Source organism: Alcaligenes faecalis (genome assembly GCF_009497775.1).
Lineage (GTDB): Bacteria > Pseudomonadota > Gammaproteobacteria > Burkholderiales > Burkholderiaceae_B > Alcaligenes > Alcaligenes faecalis_D.
Genome location: NZ_CP031012.1, coordinates 2,943,000 through 2,966,943 on the forward strand (window position 1 = coordinate 2,943,000; position 23,944 = coordinate 2,966,943).

22 protein-coding genes are annotated in these 23,944 nt (G+C 55.3%); 7 read left to right on the forward strand and 15 right to left on the reverse strand.

The genetic code is table 11. The features are described 5' to 3' along the window. Positions 1 to 127: 127 nt before the first annotated feature. The 6 genes from DUD43_RS13715 (at position 128) to DUD43_RS13740 (ending at position 6,514) form a co-directional block, all read left to right on the forward strand. Positions 128 to 604, forward strand: a complete 477-nt coding sequence (locus tag DUD43_RS13715; RefSeq protein ID WP_153230710.1) for a hypothetical protein — start codon at positions 128 to 130, stop codon at positions 602 to 604. A gap of 652 nt (positions 605 to 1,256) precedes the next feature. Then, positions 1,257 to 1,724 (forward strand): hypothetical protein, encoded by a 468-nt coding sequence (locus tag DUD43_RS13720; RefSeq protein ID WP_153230711.1) that lies wholly within the window; start codon positions 1,257 to 1,259, stop codon positions 1,722 to 1,724. Positions 1,725 to 1,858: 134 nt separating this feature from the next. After that, on the forward strand, positions 1,859 to 2,527 hold the full coding sequence (locus DUD43_RS13725; RefSeq protein ID WP_153230712.1) for an ABC transporter ATP-binding protein: 669 nt from the start codon (positions 1,859 to 1,861) through the stop codon (positions 2,525 to 2,527). After that, positions 2,517 to 3,773, forward strand: coding sequence for an ABC transporter permease (locus DUD43_RS13730; RefSeq protein ID WP_153230713.1), 1,257 nt, complete (start codon positions 2,517 to 2,519; stop codon positions 3,771 to 3,773). Before DUD43_RS13725 ends, DUD43_RS13730 begins: the two co-directional genes overlap by 11 nt. Continuing rightward, positions 3,766 to 5,253: a TolC family protein gene (locus DUD43_RS13735; RefSeq protein WP_153230714.1), complete on the forward strand. Its 1,488-nt coding sequence runs from the start codon at positions 3,766 to 3,768 to the stop codon at positions 5,251 to 5,253. The genes DUD43_RS13730 and DUD43_RS13735 overlap by 8 nt, the downstream gene beginning before the upstream one ends. Further along, positions 5,246 to 6,514 carry an efflux RND transporter periplasmic adaptor subunit gene (locus tag DUD43_RS13740; protein ID WP_153230715.1) on the forward strand — a complete coding sequence of 423 codons (1,269 nt, stop codon included), beginning with the start codon at positions 5,246 to 5,248 and terminating at the stop codon, positions 6,512 to 6,514. Before DUD43_RS13735 ends, DUD43_RS13740 begins: the two co-directional genes overlap by 8 nt. 116 nt (positions 6,515 to 6,630) lie before the next feature. Here DUD43_RS13740 and DUD43_RS13745 read toward each other — a convergent pair whose 3' ends face one another. The 15 genes from DUD43_RS13745 to DUD43_RS13815 form a co-directional block, all read right to left on the reverse strand. Continuing rightward, complete coding sequence (locus DUD43_RS13745; RefSeq protein WP_194273396.1) at positions 6,631 to 7,338, reverse strand: DUF2968 domain-containing protein; 708 nt, start codon at positions 7,336 to 7,338, stop codon at positions 6,631 to 6,633. Between the two features lie 60 nt (positions 7,339 to 7,398). After that, complete coding sequence (locus DUD43_RS13750) at positions 7,399 to 8,802, reverse strand: sigma 54-interacting transcriptional regulator (protein WP_153230716.1); 1,404 nt, start codon at positions 8,800 to 8,802, stop codon at positions 7,399 to 7,401. Between the two features lie 20 nt (positions 8,803 to 8,822). Continuing rightward, entirely contained in the window at positions 8,823 to 10,895 is a 2,073-nt protein-coding gene (locus tag DUD43_RS13755; protein ID WP_153230717.1) for a pilus assembly protein TadG-related protein, read from the reverse strand. A 34-nt stretch (positions 10,896 to 10,929) separates the two neighbouring features. Continuing rightward, positions 10,930 to 11,418 (reverse strand): DUF3613 domain-containing protein, encoded by a 489-nt coding sequence (locus DUD43_RS13760; protein ID WP_153230718.1) that lies wholly within the window; start codon positions 11,416 to 11,418, stop codon positions 10,930 to 10,932. Positions 11,419 to 11,443: 25 nt separating this feature from the next. Further along, positions 11,444 to 12,442, reverse strand: coding sequence for a tetratricopeptide repeat protein (locus DUD43_RS13765; RefSeq protein WP_153230719.1), 999 nt, complete (start codon positions 12,440 to 12,442; stop codon positions 11,444 to 11,446). Positions 12,443 to 12,447: 5 nt separating this feature from the next. Further along, positions 12,448 to 13,428, reverse strand: coding sequence for a type II secretion system F family protein (locus DUD43_RS13770; protein ID WP_153230720.1), 981 nt, complete (start codon positions 13,426 to 13,428; stop codon positions 12,448 to 12,450). A gap of 9 nt (positions 13,429 to 13,437) precedes the next feature. After that, positions 13,438 to 14,361 (reverse strand): type II secretion system F family protein, encoded by a 924-nt coding sequence (locus DUD43_RS13775; protein ID WP_060186403.1) that lies wholly within the window; start codon positions 14,359 to 14,361, stop codon positions 13,438 to 13,440. Further along, a complete protein-coding gene (locus DUD43_RS13780; protein ID WP_045930274.1) occupies positions 14,362 to 15,696 on the reverse strand; it encodes a CpaF family protein in 1,335 nt (444 codons plus the stop codon). It abuts the gene before it with no gap. Between the two features lie 27 nt (positions 15,697 to 15,723). Then, complete coding sequence (locus DUD43_RS13785; RefSeq protein ID WP_228125794.1) at positions 15,724 to 17,001, reverse strand: AAA family ATPase; 1,278 nt, start codon at positions 16,999 to 17,001, stop codon at positions 15,724 to 15,726. Positions 17,002 to 17,018: 17 nt separating this feature from the next. After that, on the reverse strand, positions 17,019 to 18,353 hold the full coding sequence (locus DUD43_RS13790; RefSeq protein ID WP_153230721.1) for a type II and III secretion system protein family protein: 1,335 nt from the start codon (positions 18,351 to 18,353) through the stop codon (positions 17,019 to 17,021). 84 nt (positions 18,354 to 18,437) lie between these two features. Next, positions 18,438 to 19,391 carry a Flp pilus assembly protein CpaB gene (gene cpaB, locus DUD43_RS13795; protein ID WP_153230722.1) on the reverse strand — a complete coding sequence of 318 codons (954 nt, stop codon included), beginning with the start codon at positions 19,389 to 19,391 and terminating at the stop codon, positions 18,438 to 18,440. Continuing rightward, the gene (locus DUD43_RS13800; RefSeq protein ID WP_153230723.1) at positions 19,391 to 19,879 is read right to left on the reverse strand and encodes a TadE/TadG family type IV pilus assembly protein; all 489 of its coding nucleotides are present in this window, start codon (positions 19,877 to 19,879) and stop codon (positions 19,391 to 19,393) included. The genes cpaB and DUD43_RS13800 overlap by 1 nt, the downstream gene beginning before the upstream one ends. Next, positions 19,876 to 20,415 carry a TadE/TadG family type IV pilus assembly protein gene (locus tag DUD43_RS13805; protein WP_228125795.1) on the reverse strand — a complete coding sequence of 180 codons (540 nt, stop codon included), beginning with the start codon at positions 20,413 to 20,415 and terminating at the stop codon, positions 19,876 to 19,878. Before DUD43_RS13805 ends, DUD43_RS13800 begins: the two co-directional genes overlap by 4 nt. Then, the gene (locus DUD43_RS13810) at positions 20,397 to 20,906 is read right to left on the reverse strand and encodes an A24 family peptidase (protein ID WP_228125796.1); all 510 of its coding nucleotides are present in this window, start codon (positions 20,904 to 20,906) and stop codon (positions 20,397 to 20,399) included. Before DUD43_RS13810 ends, DUD43_RS13805 begins: the two co-directional genes overlap by 19 nt. A 70-nt stretch (positions 20,907 to 20,976) precedes the next feature. Continuing rightward, the gene (locus tag DUD43_RS13815) at positions 20,977 to 21,198 is read right to left on the reverse strand and encodes a Flp family type IVb pilin (RefSeq protein WP_153230724.1); all 222 of its coding nucleotides are present in this window, start codon (positions 21,196 to 21,198) and stop codon (positions 20,977 to 20,979) included. A 683-nt stretch (positions 21,199 to 21,881) separates the two neighbouring features. Between DUD43_RS13815 and DUD43_RS13820 the strand changes: the two genes are divergently transcribed. After that, complete coding sequence (locus tag DUD43_RS13820; protein WP_228125797.1) at positions 21,882 to 23,633, forward strand: ShlB/FhaC/HecB family hemolysin secretion/activation protein; 1,752 nt, start codon at positions 21,882 to 21,884, stop codon at positions 23,631 to 23,633. The last annotated feature ends 311 nt before the right edge of the window (positions 23,634 to 23,944 follow it).

Here is a 23,944-nt window from a genome sequence, read left to right on the forward strand (position 1 = left end):
AAGCCTACCAAACAAAATAAAAAAATGTAGACTTCAAAAAAAGCAATAAATTATAAAAATCCTTTATCAGCACCAAGCACCAAGCACCAAGCACCAAGCACCCTTTATTTTTACGGAGAACGTCAAAATGAAACTTAAAAAACTAGCTTTTAAGTGGGTCGTAGGAGCTGCATTGCTGGGCCCTACTCTTGCCCTTGCCTATCCCACCGCACCTCTTACCGTCACCGTTAAGAACCTGGGATCAGTGCCTATTGAATTAAAGCGGATCAACTCCGGCGATAACATCGCCATAGACTATGGTGTACCTACGCCGCAAACCTTCATTGCACCTGCGAGCTCAGACACTTACACCATCGCGTTCAGCTATGAACTAGAGAGGTTAATAGTGTTTCTTCCTTACCAAGGGAAAGGTCCATACCCATCCTCGCCAGATAAAAAATGTGGTTTTCGAGCAGTCCATCAATACCCTCTTAACCCACTTGCACCTCACCCAGCTCCGACTGTGAGTGTCTTGGGTTCAGAAGGTGGAGCAACGTGCACAGCAACGGTGACTTCCTACAATCCCATAACTCATGCATGGGCCATTGAAGTGACGATGCAATAAGGTAGCAACGTCATCATAAGTTAATTTTTGGCTATTTATAAAAATCCAATTTATATATATAACCGTAAGGAGTTATTCAATTGAAAACATGGGAAAACAAATTTATTTTTGCAGCCATTTTATCAATAACCCCTTTAGTAACTTTTGCGGAATCCACACCACCAATAACTATCACAATTAAAAACCAGGGAACCAAACCTATTAACTTAGAGATTGACACTTATACCTACAACATTGCTAAGACAAAAGCATCCCCAACCCCAAAAAAACAATCCCACCATCTGAATCCGATGAATATACTATCTCTTTAGGCTACTACGTTCCTATTTTTTCCGTATATCTACCTTATACAGAAGCTTTTCCCAGTTTAAAAAAATGTGGATTTCATGCCATTTACGACTATCCCAACAATAACAATGGTTTGATACCTACTCCAGTAGTTAATATTTTACATAGCGAAGGGGGGCTATTTGTACAGTTAACATCACATCTTACGACCCAATAACCCGTGCAGTATCTATTGAAGCAACAATGAAGTAAATTTTTTGAAAAATTAAATCCACCAACAACTAATCATAAAAAAATAATCAAAAAAAACTAAAACGCAAAAAATATTAAAAATAAAAAAAAACTTAAAATGGAGATAGTTAAAATGAAAATTTATAATTATTTTTTAGCCTTTTCTCTAAATACAGCAGTCATAATCCCGAGTGCAGTACAAGCCGCCCCCACTGCTACTGTCACCATTAAAAACCTGAGCACTGGCACGGTCTACAACACCGTGCAAAGTCTGGAAGAAATAGATACCTATGCGGCTGCCAATCCCAAGCCAGCAACATCAATTTCCTCCTCTGGCACCAATTCCTTTCAAGTAAATCCCAAGCCTGCAGGGCCCTTTTACCTTCTGGTTTTGAAGTATCAGGCCACCACACCACCGGCCACCGGAGGCAAGGAATGCTTTTTCACCTCAGGCTATATTTCCGAGCCTATCTTTGGGGGCATGACCGGACCCGAATGGGGCAAAGAGACTGAAGGCTCGGGTGGCGCAATTTGCACCGCGACAATTACCTCTACCGATCCAATTACTGGAAATTGGTCGGTTGAATTCACCATGCAGTAGTATTGAAAAATCAGCAGCGCTGATTATTTAAATACGGTGCCAAATAAAAATAACCATAAGGCACCTATTAATTTTTTAAAAAAACAGGATTAAAAAAACGTTCATAACATCGCAGTATCGAGACAAGTTTCTTCATGATTCAGCTGCAACACATTACGCACCATTATTCAACCGGTGCCTCTACCCAAGCCGTCCTGCACGATGTCAGCCTGTCCATTCCGGCTGGCCAGAGCTGTGCCCTTGTCGGTGCCTCCGGTTCAGGAAAAAGCACCCTGCTTAATTTGATTGGTTTGCTGGACGAGCCCACTCAGGGCCGCGTATTTCTGAATGGCCTGGACCAAACGGGAGCCTCTTCGGATCAGCGAGCCATGATGCGCAATCAGAGCATTGGTTTCGTGTTCCAAAGCTTCAATCTCTTGCCCCGCCTGGATGCTCTGGACAATGTGGCCTTGCCCCTGTTGTACCGTGGGCTGCCCCGCCAAACTGCTCGCGAAGCCGCCCAGATCCAGCTCAAGCAAGTTGGTTTGGAGCAGCGCAGTCACCATCTGCCTGCCGACCTGTCGGGCGGACAACGTCAACGGGTTGCCATTGCCCGTGCCCTGATCGGCAAGCCCGCCCTGTTACTGGCCGATGAACCTACCGGCAATCTGGACTCGCAAACAGCCGAGGACATCATGGCGCTGCTGCTGGCCCTGAATAAAGAGCATCACACCACGCTGATTGTGGTCACCCATGACAACACGATCGCCAGCCGTATGGCTCGTTGCCTGCATATGCGAGACGGTCGGGTGTATGAGGACTGAACCCAGCCTGCTTCATGCAAAATCTGCCCCCCTGCCCGATCACTCGGCCTACGGGCTGTCCGCAGCACAAATGCTGCAGGAGTCCTGGAGCAATCTGCGCCTGTTGGGGCGACGTTCCATTCTGGCGCTACTGGGTATTGCGATTGGCTGTGCCGCCGTCGTTGCCCTATCGACTATTGGGCACAATGCCCAGCAAGAAGCCATGCAAGTGTTCCGCAATATGGGCAGCGATCTGCTGATTGCCACCGTACAACCTTCCAGACATGCACCAAACCCGCCTGACACACCACTGCAACTCAATAGCAGCACCTTGCCACAGGCCGTACCCAGTCTGCGTAGCGTCACCCCCCTGATCCTGAACAGTGCAGAAATCCAGTGGCACAAGAAGATAGACGGAACAGTGATTCTGGCCAGCGACACCACTTTGAATCAGGCTTTGAATCTCCAGGTGGCACAAGGCCGATTGCTGAGCGACTTTGACCATCAAAGTACCTTCGCCGTATTGGGCGCCAAACGGGCGGCCGAGCTAAACCAGTTGGGTGCCACCGTAGAGGTGGGCAGCTCCATTCAGCTAGGTAATTATCTCTTTGAAGTCGTGGGGATTTTGCAGGAACAAGGCTGGAATCCGCTGATTCCCGTCTCTGTAGACCATGTCGTCCTGTTGCCTTTAGGCGGTGTAAAGCGCCTCAGCCCTAACCTGCACATCAGCAGTGTCATTGCGCGTAGCTACTCGGACGAACCACCGCCCCAGGCCGCTTCAGAACTACAGAGCTGGTTATCACAACAAATACCAGGCTTTGATATTCAGGTACAAAGCCCACAGCTGCTGGTTGCCAGCAAAGCCCAGCAGTCCCAGCTGTTCTCCTGGCTGCTGATCAGCCTGAGCGTGATCTCCCTGCTGGCCGGTGGCATAGGCGTGATGAATGTGATGGTGATGAGCGTCAGTGAACGCAGACAAGAGATCGGTGTGCGTATGGCCTTGGGAGCACGCGCTAAGGATATAGGCCGCCTGTTTTTGCTGGAGGCTGTCTTCTTGTCTATTGCAGGGGCTGTATTCGGTGCGTTGCTGGGTATAGGTGCTGCCTACTTGTTTGTGCTCTTTTCCAATTGGGCCGCTTTTTCCCTGTCCTGGCTTGCCCTGCCACTAGGGATAGGCAGTGCACTGGCCACCGGGCTGTTTTTTGGACTGTATCCTGCCTTGTCGGCAGCACGGTTGGAGCCCGTCAGGGCCTTGCGCCATGATTAAGCGTTACCTGCTTGCTCTCATCATGGGCCTCCTGTCAGGCCATTTTCCAGCCCAGGCGGCCCCCTCCTTGCAGCCCTCCCACGCGACCCGCCCAGGAGAACCATCGCCGACCGTGGATACCGTGTCGCTTCAGGCTCAAACCATAGAGCTGACGCTCAGTGATGCCATTTATCTTGGGCTACGCAATAACCGGGCGATTCGCAGCGCCTACCTGGATCGTGTTGCCCAAAAATTCAGTCTCTACGTCGCGGAAGACCGCTTCACTCCCAAGCTGATGCTGAACAGTACGTATCGCTCCAGCCGCAACCAGAGCGACCGCCTGCAAGACGCCAGTCTGACACCCACCGCAAGCTTGCTGACCCCGTATGGCACGCGTGTCAGTCTGGGTTGGGCCTATCACCACAACCAGGCCAAGCATGCTGGCTGGGCGCAGAATGACGGTGCCAATATTGCCGTGATCCAACCCTTGTTGCGGGGGGCAGGCAAAGACATTGCCACCGCCCCTGTGCGCCAGGCTCAGTTGGCCGAGCAGATCAACCGTCTGAATCTGAAGTCCACGGTTTCAGGCACCATCACCCAGATCATTGCCTCCTACCGCGCTCTGTTGCAGGCGCAGGAGCAAGTGAAGATCATGCAGGATTCACTGGATCGAGCGCATCGGCTCATTGAGGTCAACCGGGCACTGATCGCTGCAGGCCGCATGGCCGAGTTTGAAATCGTCCAGGCCGAGGCCGGTGTCGCCTCGCAAGAGCTGTCCTACGAAGAAACCCGCCATCAACTGGATATGACCCGCCTGGCCTTGCTGCAACTGCTGGCCCTGGATCTGCACACCCCTATTGTCGCGGCCGATGCGCTGCACGCGGAACGCATAGACATTCAAACCGAACAGGCCCTGCAGGAAGCGCTTTCCTCCCAGCCCTCCTACCTGAGCCAACTGATTGCTCGCGAACAAATCGCCATCAACCGGGACGTAGCCAACAACGATCAACTCTGGGATGTGTCGCTGATTGCCGGTGCCAGCCAGGCTCGTGATCGCGGCTCTTTTGGACATTCGGCTCGTAGCTGGAACAACTACATCGGCTTGCAGGTGGAGATTCCAATTGGTGATCCCAGCCGTCGTCAGGCACAGGTCCAGGCCGAGGTCAGCGTCAACAAGCAAGACATTCAGTTGGCCGAAGCCCGCCAGCAACTGACGCGCGATGTGACCAATGCCACGCGCAATATTGCCACCCGCTGGCGGCAATATGAAATTGCCCAGCGCAGCCTGGAACTGTCACGCCGCAAGCTGGATATTGAGCGCGAAAAACTGGCCGTGGGCCGCTCCAGCAACTTCCAGGTCTTGAGCTTTGAGAATGATCTGCGCAATGCCGAAAACTCCCGCCTGAACGCTTTGATCAGCTATCTGAATGCGCAGGCCGAGCTGGATCAAACCCTGGGCACCACCCTGCAAAGCTGGGACATTTCCTTGAACGATGACTAAACGCATGCATCCCAAACCCGAACGACGTCATAGCAAAATCTATCTGGCTTTGCTGATCGTCCTGCTCTTGATAGGCGGGACCTGGCTGGGACTGCGCACGCAGCCGGCCCCTCCCCCTCTATCAAGCGGCACCTGGCTGCTTATTCAGCCACAGACTCTGGAAAACACCCTGGGCCTGGTGGGCACCATAGAGCCTGTTCAGCAAGCCACGCTGGCCGCCCCTTTCAATGGTCTGATCCGCGAAGTGCTGGCGCAGGAAGGCCAGAATGTGGCCGCGGGCCAAACCCTGCTGCGCCTTGATCCGGGCCAGATCGAAATCCAGCTGCGACAAGCGCAATCAGAACTTCTGAAGGCCCAACGAGAACTGGAGCAATTGCAAAACTGGGATAGCAGCCCCGACGTTGCCCGCTCCAAACGAGCACTGCATGCGGCGCAGTCCAGCCTGGCGAACGTACAGGCGAATTTGCGAGATACCCGTGCGCTGTTTGAACGTGGCATCGTCGCCCGCATGGAGGTAGATACGCTGACCCAACAACTGCAAACCCAGGAACAAAGTCTGATTTCAGCAAAAGAAGAACTACGCCTGATTCAGGCTCGCGGACAAGGCGAGGACCGCAAGATTGCCGAGATGAGCTTGAGCAATGCTCAGGCTCGCTATCAGGACTTGCTAAGACAAGTTGAACAGCAAGACCTGAAAGCCCCCTTTGCCGGATTTGTGATTCCAGCAAAGAGCGCGGATGGCAGCAAGCCCTTGAGCCTGCAAACCGGCTTGCAAATCAGCCAAGGCACACCTGTACTCACCGTGGTGGGGCTGGAGCAGATCCAGGTTCTGACACAAGTATCGGAGATGGATGTACAGCAGCTGCAAATTGGCATGCCGGTACGCATCACAGGAGATGGCTTTCCAGGACAGACCTTGCAAGGCCAGATTGCCAGCATCGCCATACAAAGCAATACCACTGGCGGTCGCGGGGTCAGTTACGACGTGCGCGTCGCCGTTGACACACCCCTCTCCGAACTGAAAGACAAGCTGCGCCTGGGGATGAGCACCCGTTTGACGGTAACGCTGTGGCGCATGAAAGACGGCCTGGTGATTCCCTCGGAGGCCTTGAACACAGAGACTGACGGGACACGCTCTGTGCGCTGGCGAGCAGACGCAAGCAGCCCGGCTGAACAGATCAAGGTCATCCCTGGAAAAGCGACTTTGGGCGGCATCCAGGTTCGGGGGCTGAAGCCTGGAGAGGTCTATCTTCCAGGCTAAAGCCGCCAGTTCCACTTTCAAGATGTATTCAGCCCATTCCGGGCGTTCTGAGCAGATATAAAAAAACCCGCATCGTCATCAGACCATGCGGGTTTTGGCTCTAAGCTTTCTGATCTTTAGCGACCGCGTTGGCGCTGCAACATACCAGCACGCTGCTGTTCCAGATCCTTGATCTGACGCTGCAATTCACGCAACTGCTCACGGGCTTCGCGTTCCTGCTCAGCCAGGGCCTGGGCTTCGCGGCGGGACTCTTCACGCTGGGCAATGGCCAAGGCTTCTTGCTGACGCTGCAAAGCCAGATCGTTCTGCAACACAGTCAGCTGATCGGCGCTTTCATTCAATTGCTTTTCGGCTTTGGCAACTTCAGCCTGCAACTTGATGCGTTCCAGATCGGCGGCGGCGTAGTCCACCGTGTCCTGACGGTACTGGGTGTACATACGCTCGGCCAGAGATTCGTCGGTGGTCTTGAAGACGCGCCAGAACTCACGCTGCTGGAACAGGGCCACGTAGTAAGTCATGCTCTCGGCAGAGAACAGCAGGCTGGCACCAAAGCGACCGTTATAGGCAGTACGCAGTTCTTGTACGGCACGGGCCTGAATCAGCTGCTGCAGCTGAGCCACGGTGGTGTTGTGATAAGCCGGGGCTGCTGCCGGTGCAGGAGCCGGAGCCGCAACCGGGGCTACTTCTTCAACATCCTGTTCCTGGGTTTGTGCCACCACGGGCCGCTCTGGCTCCTGTACCAAAGACACCGAGCTGCACGCTGACAATAAAAGAAGTCCTCCCAAGGACAGCAACACCGCCGTCTTCTGACTAAGGTTCACCATACCCATCCCTTGATAATCAATTTTTTGTGTTTAGCTTGATACACAGAATCAGCCCGTATTCTAAACGCGGCTTGTCGCATCTTGTGCCTTTATGTTGAATTTGCGCATCTTTTCCCACAAGACTTTACGAGAAATCCCTAATACGGCCGCGGTATCCTGACGTCGCCAGTTCTGCGTATCCAGAACCGTGATGATGCGGGCGCGCTCTTCCTGCTCTTGCGCACTCAGACTGATAACGGGCTCGGGCCGCTCCAGAATGGGCGCCCCTTCTGGCAAAGCCAGAGCCGGGGCCATAACGGGTGCGTTGAAACGTTCCAGCACTTGTCGCAACTGCACCGACTCCCAGGCCCCAAACTGCTTGCTCATGACAGCAACGCGCTCCACCAGATTAGCCAGCTCACGCACATTGCCGTTAAAGCGCATACTGCCCACCGCATCCAGAACCCATTGAGGGATATCCTCGACATCGCACTCCAGAGCCTGTTCCAGCAAGGCGCAGAAAATGGCGATTTTTTCCTGGGAGCCTCGCTGCTCCAGATTCGGAATCAGCAGCTCAACCACGGCCAAACGGTAATACAAGTCCGCACGGAACTGGCCTTGTTGCACCAGCCCCAAGAGGTTTTTATTAGTAGCGGCCACCATACGAAAATCAACCGGAATCTGTTGCGTCGACCCCAGGCGCGTCACGGAACGCTGTTCCAGTACTCGCAGCAATTTGACCTGTTGATGCAGGGGCAAATCCCCGATTTCATCCAGGAACAAGGTGCCTTGATCCGCCTGCTCGAAATAACCTTTATGAGCACCGATCGCACCTGTAAAAGCCCCTTTCGCATGACCGAAGAAATGGGCTTCAAACAGGCCTTCAGGCACCGCCCCGCAGTTCACCGGAACAAAGGGCCCTTGCGCACGTGAAGAACGCTCGTGCAGCAATTGAGCAATACGTTCTTTACCCACGCCTGTTTCACCATGAATCAGAACACTGGCCCCGCTATCGGCGTACATATCCGCTTCAGCAATCAAGGCCCGCATCACGGGCGATACGGCTACTAATGGTTGAGGACCACCCTGCCCTTCGCGCTCGACCTGTGCGGTCAGCCCGGCCAGCTTGGCCACCAGAGTACGCAGCTCGGCCTGACTGAAGGACAGTGGCAAGGTATAGGAATAGGCCGAGGGGTAAAAACGCGGGTCGTAGCCTCGGTCCTCCGAGGCTACCCAGATCACCGGAATGGCGTGCTCAACCAGCCACTGGTGCTGCTCAAAGCGCCCCTGGGCCATCACGCTGACGGACACCAGGGCAACCGCATGGCGCGTGGGATGGCGCTCGGCGTCCAGCACCAAGGAAGGCTCTACGCGCATGACCGCTACCGAACTGGGCTCCATGGCGCGCTCGGCACGCGTCACCAGATCGGAGCTACCCTCCCAGACGTATAAAACAGGTTCATTACCCATAAAGCTGACGCTCATTGCTGTCTTCGCCTCCCGCCCTATTGCACCAGATAGGCAGTACCGCACTGCACATCGTGAAGTTTCACATCAGCCTCAACCAGGCTCAGGCCCAGCAACTTCAGCAGTTCTTCCAGCAGCGCACTCAAACCTTGCAATACAGGGTCTAACAAAGCGACCACCAGACTTAATACGGCACCTACCAGGTTGGAGTCTTTAAAGACCAGCACCTCGACCGCTCCTGTCCGGCAATCACGCATGGCTTTCTGGCCACCAATACCGCCAATCACGCAAGCCAGATCGCTCAAGGGAGCGCCCAGCAAGGTCGTCAGCAGGTTATCAACCAGGCCCAGAGTCCCGCCCAACACGCCAATCAAACCGTTCTGGCTCATGGTGCGGGACAGTTGCTCCATACGCTCCTTGGACCAGTTCATCTCGTTCACAACGGCAGAGATAGAGCGACCGGCCCCATCACCGACCAGACTTTCTGCCATCTGACGCTTGCCGGATGCACCACTCCAGGGCGTGTTCAGCAAATCGCCCAGAATGCCCGACAGAACCGCATCAGAGAGCAGGCGCACACTGCGAGACAGGTCCAGCTGAGTCGCGTTAACCGTTGCTTCCGACGGCTCGCCCGGAGGCGCAGTCAGCGTCACATGAACCGGGTTTTTAGTATCAATCAGGGGCAACGTCACCTTGGCCGTCAACGGCAGGATACCCAGCACATTGATGACACGATGGCGCTGGATCTGCCCGAAAGATTCGTCCTTGCAGCTATTGCTGGTCGAGAAGAAATCCGAATGCGGGAACTTGCCCAGACACACGTTCACCAGCGAGGATTTGACCGCAATCGTGGCCTGATTCTCGGCAATCGGGGCACGGCAGATATTGACCAGTTCGCCAGAGGCTTGGGACAACTCGATAATGACCGGCAAGCTGACTTCGGTTCCCAGCACTTTCAGAATCGGGCCTGCCAATGGAATCTTGGAAGTATCCAGATTCAGATAAACGCGCACACCTGCCGAGTTCGCTTTAGTGCCTATCCCGCCCATGGCGATGCTGGGCGGCTCCACAACCCGCACACGCAAATCCAGTGCGTTATTGAACATATTGGTCAAACCGGAAGGCAGCGCAGTCAGGTTCAAATCAATCAGATTCTTGCCATTGGCCACCACCAAACCGGTGTTGACCAGTTGCAGCACGTCCAGATTCACATTCAAGGCCGACAAGGGATCAACACCATTGATCAAGGCCAGAATACCGCCATCACCCAACAGCTTGACGGGCAAATCCAGGGGACCCACGCCCAGCAGCAAGCGTATGTATTCCTGCAATGCACCAACATCCAGACCCAATGTTTTTTGCTGATCCAGCAAGGCCAGACTGGCGCTGAGCAGATCGGCCAGGGTCAGTTGCTCCAACCGTGTCAGCTCCTCGGGTGTACCGACACCAGCGATGACGGTTGCGGGCAATCCCAAGGCTTTCAACAAACCAGCAGGTGTGATCTTGGCATTGACCAGACCTGCCGAGTCCAGCACCGTCAACTGATCCGGACGCAGGCCCACGCCGCGCAGCAGGTTATAGACCAGACCATTGCGCTTCAAGGACAAAAGGCGACTGCCCACGGAGAAGGTCGCGACCGGCTCGCTATTCTTGGCGGTAGCAACCGCTTCAATCACCGAAGAAGTGAAAAAAGGGAACAAGGAAGGCGGCTGATAGCTCAAATGCACGCGCACGGAATCAGCGGGCAAGGTGGACACAAAACGCTGGGCCGGATCACTTTGGCTGCTATTCCATTTACCGCAAAAGACTTTGGCACCATCACCCGTCAAACCCGCAGCAGGCGAATCGGGCTGGCTACGCAGGCTGAACCTGGCCATGCTTTCACCTTGCTGGCAGCCCAGAGCATCCCCGGAACCCAAGGCCTGCGCCCCCGCCAATGCCGCCAGGTCAGCCGCGTTTTGCAGCCCCCGCTTCACATGGAAGTTATGCCCCAGGTGCGCCGCACCCAGCAACACCAGTCCCACCAGCAATGCGGCGGCCGCAGGCACAATAATGGAACCTTGTTGCTTGTGTGCCTGCTCGCTCTGGGTTCGAGTTCTTCCCCATTTCATCTCGCTCTCCTGACCCACTCCAGCCCTGTTGGCTTTAATCACTACCGTTTGTTTTGATGCGCTCTTTCATGTATTCAGGAATGGGATGCTTGAAGCTCTCCAGATAGCGCTCCCAGGCCAGATTGGCCGCCGCCCCATGCACCGGCAAAACCTTGCCTTCACGATCCGGGTCCGCCTGCATGCTGAGCAGGCTGCGGGTATCAGGCCCCACTTCAAGGCGTGGTGGAATATGACGACGCTCGTTCTGTACATGCACGGGCAAGCCTTCCACTTCCGGCCAGGGGTGTACTTCCTCATCACTCAAGCGGTACTTCTCGTAAGGCTGGCGCTCAGCGGGCGTTGTGGCCGCAGCCGGAGCCGCCGGTGTATGCACACCCTGATTGCTGGCGGCGGCCGGGCTGGTGCTGACCGGGTACGTGCTGGTGCCTGAAACCATGGTTCCAGTCAGTGGAGCTTGTGTCTGCGCCCAGGCACTACTGGCCATCAACAAGGTGCAGCAGGCCAAAATGCGGGATCGGTTCATTGCGATATCCTTGAAAAAACGGCAATCAATTCATTGACGAGGACACAGGCCCCAGGCTTTCCAGCAAGGGACGATTCAGGCCCGCTTGCGTAGACGAAACCACGACCGCGGCAGGACGAGCCACGGCCGGGTTTTGTGCCTGGGTGGATCGGTTCAAGACCACCTGGCCCATCGCCGTCGGAGTAGCCGGACTCAATGCCACGGCCTGGGCTCTGGCCTGCTCATCCTTTGCAGCCGCTGCCATGCGCAGCTCCTGTTGTTTCTGCATTTGCTGACGGGCGTGCAATTGCTCCAGATCCTGTCCAATTTGTTCGGCCATCTGCACAATGGCTTGCTGGGTTGCGGCGTCCATACCTGCTTGCTGCATCACAAAACCAGCCCGTTGCGTTTCCTGGCTGACCAGCAAATACAAGGCCATATTGCTCAGGATCTTGGGGTTGTCCGGGGCCAGTTCAGCCGCCTTGCCCAAGGCCAGACGTGCCTCCTGAGGGCGACCGGAACGCAAGTAGGCATAAGCCAGATCGCTTTGCACAATCGCGTTCGTGGGGTCTTGCTGTGCCGCCTGTTTCAGGAAATGGGCGGCCTGATCAAAGTGCTCTTGCGAGCCGGCAATCAAACCCAAACCCTGATAAGCCCGTCCGGCAACCGGCGTATTCAACAGAGCCTTGAAGGTGTGCGCTGCCTGCTCCAGCTGTCCTGTTTGACGCTGTGCTTCAGCCCGCAACACCATGACTTCCGGGTCTGCGCCATATTCTTTTTCCATGGCTTCGGCATAGGCCAGGGACGCAAAGTAGCGGCCCTGTTTTTGCGTCTCTTCCAGCATGCGTACCGCCATCTGCTTGTCAGTCGGTTTGCGCTTTTCCCAATGCTCAATTTCCTTGCTCTGCAAAAAGGCTTCCTGTTCCTGTTGCTGACGCACCAGCTCGTAGGCGGAATCCGTGGTGGAACACGCCACCAGCAAGGTGCTGCCCAAACCCAGCGCAGCCCAGCGCATCAAGGGACGAATCCATGTCGACGTTTTCATCAAAGTCACCCTCCGGCCACTTGGCTCAAGCCACGGAACAAGGCCAGAAAACCTGACCCCGCAGTAATAATCAACAAGGCAGGCAGCAAGGTCAGCACCATGACGCCCGTCATCTTTACGGTCAATTTGCCCACCTTGGCTTTCAGCTCCAGACGACGCTGCTCGCGCAAGCGCACACCGAAGCGGTGCAAGGGTTCCTGCATCGCACCACCGTGCTGATCGACCTGCACAATCAGGCGGCAGATCACGGCCAGGTCCTCGTTGGTAAAGCCGCTGGCAATACGCTCCAAGGACTGTTCGCGAGTACGGCCACGAGCGTATTGCTCGACGGCAATCGTCAACTCGGAACCCATGACGGGAATCACGTCATGGAACTCGCGCTCGATAGTGTGCAAGGTCTGGTCCATGGACAGGCCCACGCCTTGCAGCAAACGCAGCAAGTCCACAAACAGGGGCAGCTCGGCCGCGATACGCAAACGACGCTGCGAGACCCGGCGCGCCAGCCACCATTTGGGCAGCATCCAGCCCAGGGCAAAGCCAAGAAACACGGACACAAACGGCACATATTCATTCAACCTGCGCGTCATGGGCAGCAAGCTGAACAAGACAATCAAGGCAATGCTCAGGCCCACTCGACTCAGGACGAAATACTGCCGCGCCACATCAATGTGCTTGAAGCCCCCATTCATGATCAGCAGGCGATCTTCCTCGCTCAGCAAGCTGGAGCCAAAGCGCCCTTTCAGCCAGCGCTCTCCCAGACTACCCGCCTGCATCTTGATCTGTTCCACCGTCTGGCGAGACTGGCTGGGCGCCTGCGTCATATGCGGCGCGCCTTTCAGGCGTTCATCCACCACCTGGCTCAAACGCAGGGCTTGCTGACGCTGTTGCCAATGGTGGTGAAACCACAAGGCAAACAGAATCAGGCCAGCCAGAGCGCAAGCCACAGCTCCCCAGACCAGAACGGTTTGTGCTTCCAAGGCCATCATGTCTTGCTCCTAGACATTGCGCGCCATCCAATACAGCCAATAACAACCCACACACTGCAAGACCGCTGCGAACAGCAGCATGCGAAACCCCACCGGGTCGTTCCACATGGTCAGGAACAGCTCGTTATTGAAAATCAGAATGTAGACACCGATCAGAATCGGTAATAAAGCCAGAATCCAGGCGGACAGGCGCACCTCGGCAGACAAGGCCACCAGCTCGCTACGGGCGTTTTCCCGGTCACGCATGAAGCCAGCCATACGTTCCATGGTCTGATCACTGCGACCACCAAAACGCATCGCCACACTGATCACCGCCGCCACCAGAAACAGCTCGTGCAGGCCATGCTGACGCGAAACGGCACGCAAGGCCACATCCAGATCCTGGCCGGAACGATGCAGGGAGTTTGCGTCCTGCAATACCTGGCCCAGAGGTTGCGGCGTGTTGTCAGCCGCATTCAAAAAGGCCGCCCCCATACTGTTGCCAATGGTGATCAGGCGCACCATCAGATCCAGAAAGTCCGGGATTTGCGAGACGATCTTGCGGTGACGCTTATCGCTGCGAAACCACAGAAAGGTATAAGCCCCCAGCACGGTGGCAAGCAGCATGGCCCCACCCGCAACGGGACCGACAAAGGCCAGCAACAAGGCAGGCGGCACCAGCGTGCCCAGCAAAAGAATCAGATAAAAACGGCGCGAGGGCTGAATGCCGGTGCGCAGCATGAATTCCCGCCACCCTTTGGGCGCCCCCAACCACGCATCCTGCGTGCTGGGCTGGGCTCGTACGCTGCTCTGTACCGCCGGGCGCAAAGCCAGCTGCTGCTCCAGCACCTGTGCCGAACGCTGGGCCTGCTGGCGCTGGGCACCCTTGGCCCAGAGCAGCACAGCGCCCAGCATCAGAATCACAGCCGCCAAAGCGATATACAAAGCCATCATTTAGCGTCTCCAATCCCAGAAACCACCACCTTCCTTAGGCGTGTTGTCCTGAGCCTGAACCTGCTCATTAGCCAACTGATCGCGGTACTGCATCAGCTTGCGGGTATGCGGATGAATGCCCAGGCTGACCCAGCGATCCTGCTCGGTGCCATCGTCCAGCACATAAGATTCGTGGCGATACAGTTCCTGCATGGCAATCACGCCATCGCCCATGCCGGTAATTTCAGTAATGGACAGCACCCGGCGCTTGCCATTGGGCAGACGACCAATCTGAATAATGAAGTCCAGCGCACTGGCAATCTGTCTGCGCAAGCTGTCTTCACTGCCCTGAAAGCCCGCAAAACCGGCCAGCATTTCCACGCGATACACACATTCGCGCGGCGAGTTGGCGTGGATAGTGGCCATGGAGCCTTCGTGGCCAGTATTCATGGCTTGCAGCATGTCAATAACCTCGGCACCCCGCACCTCACCCACGACCACCCGGTCCGGACGCATACGCAAGCTGTTGCGCAAGAGTTCCCGAATCGAGATCTCGCCGCTGCCGTCATACCCGGCCTGACGCGCTTCCAGACGCACCACGTGCGGGTGATTCAAGGCCAGTTCAGCGGTATCTTCTACTGTTACGACACGCTCGGTTTTGGGGATGTAAAAAGCTAGGGCATTCAGCAAGGACGTCTTGCCCGAGCTGGTCCCGCCCGAGATCAGAATGTTGCAACGCGATCTCACAGCGGCTTGCAGCAGTCGGTCCACCGGCTCGTCAAACGCGCCCAAACGCATCAAGTCTTCAGGCTTTAAGGGGTCCTTGCGGAACTTACGGATGGAGACCATGGGGCCATCCACCGCCAGGGGGTGAATGACCACGTTCAGGCGGCCACCATCCGGCAGGCGGGCATCCACCATCGGGACCGACTCGTCCAGTCTGCGCCCCAACGGAGCCAGAATGCGGCGCACGATACGCAGCACGTGCTGGTCATCCGTAAACCCGCTGGGCTCCTGACCCAACACGCCACCGCGCGACACAAACAGCTTGTCGTAGCCGTTGATCAGAATATCTTCAACCGCCGGATCTTCCAGCAGGTCTTCCAAAGGCCCCAGGCCCGCCAGTTCGCGGGTCAGTGCCTGCACGATCTCGCGCACTTCCTGTTCGTTGACGGGCACCCGTTTCAAGCGAACAAAGCTGGCTAATTCGATGCCAACAAAATCCTGTATGGCCTGCCGTGTCCAGCGGCCAAACTCGGCTCCCAACTCTTCGATGCGAGCCAGCAAATGTTCATGGGCCTGTTCCCGGACCTGAATCAGGTCGGGACGCCCACCGAGCAATGAAGTATTGTTCATGCCTTACTTTTCCATGCTTGGGCCTGTTCAGCCCCCGAACCTGAATTTCAACCGTCCCAAAACCGTACTGACCTTGTTTTGCGACAGCCCCTGCCTGCGTCCCGTCAAACCCGATGCCAGACTTTGCAGGGCACGGGTATACGGGTCCTTCTCATCCACTTGCACCAGAATCTTGCCCAGGCCAGCGCTGCGCATATGCCCAAGACGCCGATCCGGCAGCACAGCGGCCAGCTCCAGATCAAAGCGCTCGGCAATGGCTTGCCCCGAAAAGCCGTAAGCCGGATCAAACTGATTCACCACCAGGCGCACATTAGCCAGCGCATCAAACTGCGCACGCAAGGCCATGAACTCGGCCAGGGACACCAGGGCCCCCATGCTTTGGTCAGTGACGACCAGCACCTCGTCCACCAGCGATTCCAGCTCCACCAGAAAGCGCGGGTTGGGAAAGCCACCGGCATCAATCACCAGGCAGCCCATGCGTTCACGCAAGTAACTGCACAGACCCAGCGAATCTTCCAGACTGATTTGATTCAAGGTGTTCACGTCGGCAGGCAAAGACAGCAGATTCAAGCCGCTGCTGTGTTGCGCCAGTGCCGAATGCAGCATGGTGTCGTCCATGCGGTGACGCTGCGAGGCCGCCTGAATGAAGTCAAAATCCGAACCCAGGCCCATGTACAAGGCGCAGTCCCCGGTGGGTGCGCCCAGATCCAGCAAACCGACTCGCTCGGACAGCGGCACCAATTCCACCGGCAAGGGCTTGGACGAGGTCAAACCTCGTACTTCCTTGCCCATGCGGTTCATCTCTTGCTGCAAGAGCCAGGCCAGACTGCTGGCGGCGGTACTGCAACCGACACCAATACGCGCGCCCATCAACAGCACACTGCGAAAAGGCTTGTCCAGCAAAGGGCTGTGCTGGGTCTGGCCCAGCTTTTCAATCAGCACCTGCAACTGATGATGCAGATCCTCGTTCGTATCCAGATTCAGGAACTCGTTGGCGCCAGCCCGCAAGGCATTGACGGGGCCTTGAGGCACGGATGCCCGCCCTACAGCCACACGCTGCACACTGGCATCAAGTCGTGCCAGACTGCGCACCAAAGTCACGACCTGCCCGTTCTCTTCCCCATGCTGTCCATGAACAAAGTCAAAAAACACCAAAGGTTCCGCTTGCTTGGCCAGCTCCCGGCGCAAACTCTCGGTCGTGGGCTCAATCGCCCTTACCGTCAGCAACCCGGCGGCTGCCGTGTTGATCATCACAGCCAGCTCGGGGTGCTCTGTACACAAGAGGTATTCCCGGTATCGTTGCACGTCACCACTCCACGCGCTTAGCGCGAAAACCCTGGCATCTGCTCGTAACCATGGCGGCCCAGCAAGAAGTAGCCCCAGGCATTGGGAGCGTCATCCAGTTTTTCCTGACGACCACCCGGCAAGGCAATCGTGGCGCCTTTCTGGATAGGTTTGATCAGACGGGGAGTGACAACAATGACCAGTTCCAGCTCTTTCTGGCTGTACTGCACGTTGCGGAAAAAACTGCCCAGAATCGGCAAATCACCCAGAAAGGGGATCTTTTTGACGGCAGCGGCGGTTTGGCGCGACACCAGACCACTGATGATGTAGCTCTGGCCATCACCCAGCTCGATGGTCGTATCGGCTCGACGGGTACGCAAAGAAGGCATCACGCCACCACCGGGCATTTGCACCACATTCGAGTAATCCAGATCACTGGCTTCAGGGGCAACCTTCAGGGCAATACGTTCGGGAGACAACACCGTTGGCGTTACCGTCAGACCGATCCCGAAAGGTTTGTACTCCACCGTCGTTGTTCCCAAACCGCCCGAACTGGGGATAGGGATTTCGCCACCGGACAGAAAGCTGGCGCTGTGACCGGACATAGCCACCAAAGTCGGCTCAGCCAGCACACGGGCCAGGCCATTTTGCTCCAGCAGATTCAAGGTCGCACTGAAGTTGCTCGAGTTGTACCCCAGGCTCAATCCACCCGTTAAAGCCTTGGGCAACAAGTTCACCCCGCCCGACCAGGGCTTGCCGCCAATGGCATTGGCACTCAGGCCAATGTCTTTCATGACTTCGCGGGAAACTTCCACCACTTTGACTTCCACCTGTACCATGCCGCTGGTGCTGACCTCGGACAGGTCCAGCACCGGCGCATCCGGACCAGCGCCGGAACGTGCGGCGGCCATGGCATCCTGATGGTCCAGCAAAGACGGGCTGCTGCCGGTAATCAAAGCCTGTTGCCCGGCGCTGGAGACCTGCGCCGACATGGGCCGACCTGATTGCGCCAGTTGCTGTTGCACCTGACTGGTTACTTCAATCGTCCAGCGATCCGGATTCGTGCGGCCTGGCATCCAGACACGCAAATCCGCCGTGCCTGCGCGCTTACCGATCAGGAGCACCTCACCACGCTGCCCGGCCGATGCGGACAGAATTTGCACATCCGCCACGCTTTCATCGCTGATCGCCACACGCTGCGGCACTTGCGACAAACGCAAAATATCCTGATCGTTGGCTACCAGGCGTATCACCTTCTGGCTGGCGCTGGTTTGAGCCGTTTGCGCCATGACAGGCACCGGTGCCAAACCCGACAAGCAGAGCGCATACCAGCACCCCAAACCCAGACCTGCTTTTTTGATTTTCTGTCTCATGTGTTTAATCCATGCTGCCTTGCGTCGCGTCCCGTCAGCCCTCACTGGCAGGCTGACCCGTCCCCACAACAAGCTCTGTATTGCTTAATACTGAATGACCTCTAAACGGCCCCCGCGGATGACTTCCGTACGGCGCACTGGCGCAGCATGCGGTTCTCCACTGGCCAGGGCTCGTGCCTGCACCTGTTCTTTTTCGGTCTGGCTGATCGCAAACTCACGCAAGCCCAAACCGGCCATGGCGCGGTTGTCCGGCAGTTTCAAGGCATCGCGCTGATCGGCATCCAGACCAGCACGCGCGGGAATCAAGCCCGCAAATTCAGGGAACAAGGAAGCGTCCGGCAGGCTCTCGTCCTTGGGAGCACGCAGGACCAGTTGCAGGCTGCCGCTTCGGCTGGCCAGCAAGAGTTCATTCACCGATTCCAGGGGAACGGCCAGCATGGCGTGGCGCGCCTGGGTCTCGGCACGATTGGTCGCATTGGCTTCTGCCGGATCTGGCCCGGACAACGAGGCACCACCATAAGCCAGTACGCGTACGCGTGGCATCAACAAGCGGGCCTGGGTGTCTTTGACTTCGTTGCCGCTGTTGAAGGTAATGAAGATATCGACCAGATCACCCGGCTCTACCCGATGGCTGGCACCGGTAATCACATCAATGGGAATGCTGACGGCGCGCTCGCCCTCTTCCAGGTAGCTGGCCAGACTTTTGGCGATGAAGCTGCTCAACACAGGCTGCCCCTGGCCCAGGTCAAAACGCAGGGTTTTGCCGCTCAAGGCTTCCAGCGTGTTGAAGGATTGCGCAGGAGCCGCAGGCCACTGTGCCAATTCCAGGGCATCAGCCTGCAAGGTTTCCCCGGCTTTCAGATCCCGTTTGAGCACGACCACCGCCTGCAGGTTAGCTGCGGGCTCTACGCTTTGCGTGCTGAGCACAGGCTGGACCACCTCGGGTTTAGGCTTCATGCCCAGGTACAAGGCAAACGCAACCAATACGGCTGCGATCAGCAATAAAAGGACTGCCGCCCCCTTCATAATGCCGCTCATTAATGTGGTCTCCTGAGTACGAGTAGTGTCTTGGCGCTTAAGCTGCGCAGTTGATCTGCCTGATCCTCTTGCGGTCTGAGCAGATCCAGGGTTGTAGAAAGAATTCCGGGTTCAATCTCCAGCTTCAGGGAAAGCTGGGCGCAGTCGTACTGAGGCTCCGAGGCACAGGCCTGGGATTGAACATCCGCACTCAGGTCGCCAAACCAGTGCAAGAACGCATCGCTCTTGGCTTGGCCCCTGCCATAGTTCCTGGCCAGTTCCTGATTCACAAAGGGTGCGAGCTCATCGGCGTTTTTGACCTGCATGGTCGCTTGGCGAGAAAGGTCACCGACCAGATGGTCCATTTTTTGTTTGGCCAGAAACAAGGAGCTGAAGGTGATGATGCCGCTGAAGATCAACAACAGAATCCCGACCATCAAGGCAAACTCGATGGCGGCAACGCCTTGCTGGCGTTGTGCGGCAGGAAGGAAATGGACTACGCGCGTCATGGCGTACTCCCCGCTGCGCCCACTTCACCGGCGACCAGCAGATTGATCTGCGCATGGCCCTTCAGTTGTTCGGGAACCACCAGCGCAAACAAGGTATCGGGAGCAAAACGGGGAATCAGCGGGGCTTGCAGGTAGTCGTACACAATGCCTACACGCAACTCATCACTGAGCAGATCCGTGGTGATGCGTACATGCTCAGTCCCCACCCAACTGCTTAACCACTGAACCTGATCGGCGGCCACTTCCTTGGCCCGATTGGCACGTGCTTGCAGGCGATCTGGACTGAGCATAGGGCCACCTGCCCCTGCGCCGGGCTCAAGCAAGGCAGCGCGGGCACCGGATTCGGCCGCAAAATTAAGAGATTGCTGAGCGGTCATGATCAGACCGAATGTCAGCAAGCCATACATGAAGAGAAACAACAATGGAAAAACCAATGCAAATTCCAGCGCGTAGGCCCCGTATTGGTATTTTTTATCTACGCCACGCCGCTTTGCTAATTGGCCCTCTCGTGGGGGCTTTATTGATTTTGAATCCATACCCACCCCATTGTTGCAAGGGATAACCACGCCCCTAAAGGCACACTACGTGCCTTGACTCGGGTTCCCGGCAAAGCAAATCCGTACTTACGTTCCAAGGATGGAATCAGCACCAGTACCAAGGCATGCAAACCGGCCAGTACCGTGCCAAACAACACCACCATGCCTGCTTCTTTCCACCCCAGGGCCAGGCCCAGCACAGCCATCAGCTTCACATCGGCCGCACCCATCAAACGTAATAACCAGATTGGATAAAACACGATCAAGGCGGCAGCAAAACCAATCAGGGAGTCCATCCAGCCCGCCACCCATCCCCAGGGAAGGCCATAGGACACACTGACAAGAACCTTGTGCAGCAGAACCGCCAAACCATAAAAAACTAATAAAGCATTAGGAATTTTCCGGAGTTTCAGATCGTTGTAGATAATCTGAACGGAAAAGAAAAGCAGAATGAAAATAAAAGAAAGCTTAATTAAAACGGGCATAAGCATCAGCCATTCAAGCTAAAAATCTCAGCCACACTTGAATTGGCTGATGCTCAAACAAAACTACTCTTATTAATTAGCCTGCACCACCTGAACCACCCGAACCACCAGCACTACTGGCTCCACTTGTCCCGGCCCTCACAGACTCAGAAACCTTAGTAAACATAGCACGCAGATCAGCACCCAGTGCTGTCAAGGCAGCAATAATCGCCACAGCGATCAGCCCTGCGATCAGGCCGTACTCAATAGCCGTTGCACCGTCTTCATCATTCCAGAATTGCTGAAGTTGAGTCTTCATGACTGTCCCCATTTAAAAAGAAAAAATCACCCTCAATAGCGAGGATTAGAGGCCCCTTGGGGCACAACACTTTGCCAACTTTGGCAACTTCCACTGCTAACTGTTATCAATTTTTGTATTTTTCAGATGAAATCATCCTAAACCCATGTATGTCTATGTTTTTACTAGGGTTTACGTGTAACAAACATCAAATACACAAACGAATTCTAGCCCAAAGATACGAAAAACGCATGATTGTGTATTTACAACAGCTGAAATCTCATGGAAAAAGGCCAAAAAACAGCTAATTTGAAACCTTTACTTACCTATATTGTGTCAAAGCTTGTTAATGTTACTGTTTTTATCATTTCAGAATGCAACAAGAATACATACATCATGCTCTCTCAACGTAGCGGGACGTCAACTTTAATTACTTGAAAGAAAGTAGCTTTTTTTCAATTTATTGCTGCCAGCAAGGGAAAACCCGTGCAGCCTCAAGTAAGCATGAATACAGAGATAAAGGACTGTTTGCTAACGAGCTAAATCAGGGCTATTTTTTTTACGTTTCAAAATGTAATAGTTAAAGTGTTTTAAAGCACTAAGAGGAAATACCCTGCTTTCAAACAGCAAAAAGTGACAGCGAAGATAAACTACGGCACAGTAGAAAAAAGCGCCCGATTTACAGCGAATAATGATTAATGAATATGAATCCCAAGCATCACTTGTCACTGGCCTTCCTTAGAAAAAATAATCCCAGCCTGATTGTGAGCCTGGGATTATTTGTGGGCCTGGCCACCACCTGTTCAGAAAGTTGGGCGGATGCCCCCTTGCGGGGGAACCCGGTCGACTCCTTGCCGCCCATTAATGCCCCAGCCCCCAGCACGCGTGCACCGTCTTTAAACATTCCACCCGCTGCCGCCCAGAGTCAGTTGCAGCAACAGCTACAACTGCAAGTGGTGGTACGCAGCTTTGATGTCAGCGGCAGTCGCAGTATTCCTTTTGAGCAAGTCACCGCTATTCTGGAACCCCTGGCCGGTAAAACGCTCAGCATTGCCCAGCTGATCAACGAGGTGAACAAGATCACCGCCTTGTATCAGCAGCAGGGCTACCCCCTGTCTTTTGCCATCTTGCAGCAGCAGGACTTCTCGCAAGGGCATGTCAAGGTCACAGTGGTGGAAGGCCATGTAGGCAGCGTTCGCATTGAAGGCGATCCAGGCCGCAGCCAAGCCCGCATCGAACGCATCGCCCAGGCCATGGTGGATGAAAAACCGCTTACCCAACGCACGCTGGAGCGCACCATGAATCTGCTGCGCACCGTGCCCGGCCTGAAAATAGATCCCAAGCTGGACATGCCCGTACGCACCGATGGTGCCTCGGAGCTGGTCATCAATGCGCAGCACAAATCTTTCAGCGCCAATGCCAGTGTCGCGGAAATGGGCTCCAGCAAACAGGCGCTGGTGCAATTAAGCGCCAATAGCCTGACACCTTTAGGCGAAGAGCTGAAGCTGACTGCCGCCATTCCCACCAGTTCCGAAGACGTGAAGTACGTCAGCGGCAACCTGACCATTCCCCTGACTGGCAATGGCTTGAATCTGGAAATTGATGGCTATCACTACCGCTCCAAGCCGCGCGATGAAGTGCTGGAAAGCCAGGGCTGGAACCGCAAAGTCATCAACGAGCGCATCGGGGCGGCGATCAGCTACCCCTTTATTTTGAACAATCAGCGCAGCCTAAAAGGGACAGCAGGCTTTTATGCCAGCCGTTCCCTGGACGATTACACCCATAAGACGCTGGAGAATGCCTGGATAGAGAACACCACGGACGTGCGCGCGCTGAAGGCCGAAATGCGCTATACCGATGCCTCCCAGCGCCAGTCTCGCGAGGTCAATCTGGGGGTGTACAAGGGTCTGGATGCCATGGGTGCACGAAAGACCTTGAACACTTATTTGCAGCGTGACGCCGAGTCCGATCTGGACCTGAACTTCACCCGCTGGACAGCCTCCTTCAAGCAGAATCTGGCCTTGCCCGGTCAATTTGGCATGAGCTTTTCAGCCAGCGGCCAGTACAGCTCAAACGTCTTGCCGAACTCTGAGCAGGTTTCTTTTGGTGCCTGGCGGCATGGTTATGGCTATCCGCAAGGCGAGCTCGCCGGCGACAAGGGCGTAGGTGCTACGCTGGAAATCAACCGACGCTTTACGAACTCCTCCACCTGGCTCAATAACATTCAACCCTATATTGCCTACGACTGGGCTCGTGCCTGGTACAACCTGGACCGGCTCAACAGCTACAACAACCGCAGCCTGCGTTCCGCTGCCATTGGGGTGCGGCTGTCCAATAACAAACACTATCTGTTTGATATCAACATCGCCAAACCGCTGGGGGATTTGCCGGTCAACTCCGACAAACGCAAAGTTCGCTTGAACACCAACTTTCTGTTCTTCTACGACGGCTTTTAACAATCTTCCTGCAGGCACTGTTACTGCCAATTTTTCCTTCAGGCCATCGCAAGATGGCCTTTTTTGTTTTCCATCTCGGCAGATTTTGGCCTCAGGTGTTACGAAAAACGTTACGTAACAGGAACGGAACACCCCACAGAAACGGCCCCAAACAAGCTTGAACCGACCTTGGAATTTATTGAAACCCTTATCCAAAAAAACAGAAAATCACCACAACACACTGATTAATAACAATAAAAACAAAACAAAACAGCAAAAACAAAACTTGGCACGTTACTTGCTTCATGTCTATCAACAGCCCCTGGAGGGCG

Coding starts and splice junctions, on each gene's coding strand:
- DUD43_RS13715 (WP_153230710.1), top strand. CDS start 128: ATGAAACTTAAAAAACTAGCTTTTAAGTGGGTCGTAGGAGCTGCATTG.
- DUD43_RS13720 (WP_153230711.1), top strand. CDS start 1,257: ATGAAAATTTATAATTATTTTTTAGCCTTTTCTCTAAATACAGCAGTC.
- DUD43_RS13725 (WP_153230712.1), top strand. CDS start 1,859: ATGATTCAGCTGCAACACATTACGCACCATTATTCAACCGGTGCCTCT.
- DUD43_RS13730 (WP_153230713.1), top strand. CDS start 2,517: ATGAGGACTGAACCCAGCCTGCTTCATGCAAAATCTGCCCCCCTGCCC.
- DUD43_RS13735 (WP_153230714.1), top strand. CDS start 3,766: ATGATTAAGCGTTACCTGCTTGCTCTCATCATGGGCCTCCTGTCAGGC.
- DUD43_RS13740 (WP_153230715.1), top strand. CDS start 5,246: ATGACTAAACGCATGCATCCCAAACCCGAACGACGTCATAGCAAAATC.
- DUD43_RS13745 (WP_194273396.1), bottom strand. CDS start 7,338: ATGGTGAACCTTAGTCAGAAGACGGCGGTGTTGCTGTCCTTGGGAGGA.
- DUD43_RS13750 (WP_153230716.1), bottom strand. CDS start 8,802: ATGAGCGTCAGCTTTATGGGTAATGAACCTGTTTTATACGTCTGGGAG.
- DUD43_RS13755 (WP_153230717.1), bottom strand. CDS start 10,895: ATGAAATGGGGAAGAACTCGAACCCAGAGCGAGCAGGCACACAAGCAA.
- DUD43_RS13760 (WP_153230718.1), bottom strand. CDS start 11,418: ATGAACCGATCCCGCATTTTGGCCTGCTGCACCTTGTTGATGGCCAGT.
- DUD43_RS13765 (WP_153230719.1), bottom strand. CDS start 12,442: ATGAAAACGTCGACATGGATTCGTCCCTTGATGCGCTGGGCTGCGCTG.
- DUD43_RS13770 (WP_153230720.1), bottom strand. CDS start 13,428: ATGATGGCCTTGGAAGCACAAACCGTTCTGGTCTGGGGAGCTGTGGCT.
- DUD43_RS13775 (WP_060186403.1), bottom strand. CDS start 14,361: ATGATGGCTTTGTATATCGCTTTGGCGGCTGTGATTCTGATGCTGGGC.
- DUD43_RS13780 (WP_045930274.1), bottom strand. CDS start 15,696: ATGAACAATACTTCATTGCTCGGTGGGCGTCCCGACCTGATTCAGGTC.
- DUD43_RS13790 (WP_153230721.1), bottom strand. CDS start 18,353: ATGAGACAGAAAATCAAAAAAGCAGGTCTGGGTTTGGGGTGCTGGTAT.
- cpaB (WP_153230722.1), bottom strand. CDS start 19,391: ATGAGCGGCATTATGAAGGGGGCGGCAGTCCTTTTATTGCTGATCGCA.
- DUD43_RS13800 (WP_153230723.1), bottom strand. CDS start 19,879: ATGACGCGCGTAGTCCATTTCCTTCCTGCCGCACAACGCCAGCAAGGC.
- DUD43_RS13805 (WP_228125795.1), bottom strand. CDS start 20,415: ATGGATTCAAAATCAATAAAGCCCCCACGAGAGGGCCAATTAGCAAAG.
- DUD43_RS13810 (WP_228125796.1), bottom strand. CDS start 20,906: ATGCTTATGCCCGTTTTAATTAAGCTTTCTTTTATTTTCATTCTGCTT.
- DUD43_RS13815 (WP_153230724.1), bottom strand. CDS start 21,198: ATGAAGACTCAACTTCAGCAATTCTGGAATGATGAAGACGGTGCAACG.
- DUD43_RS13820 (WP_228125797.1), top strand. CDS start 21,882: ATGAATCCCAAGCATCACTTGTCACTGGCCTTCCTTAGAAAAAATAAT.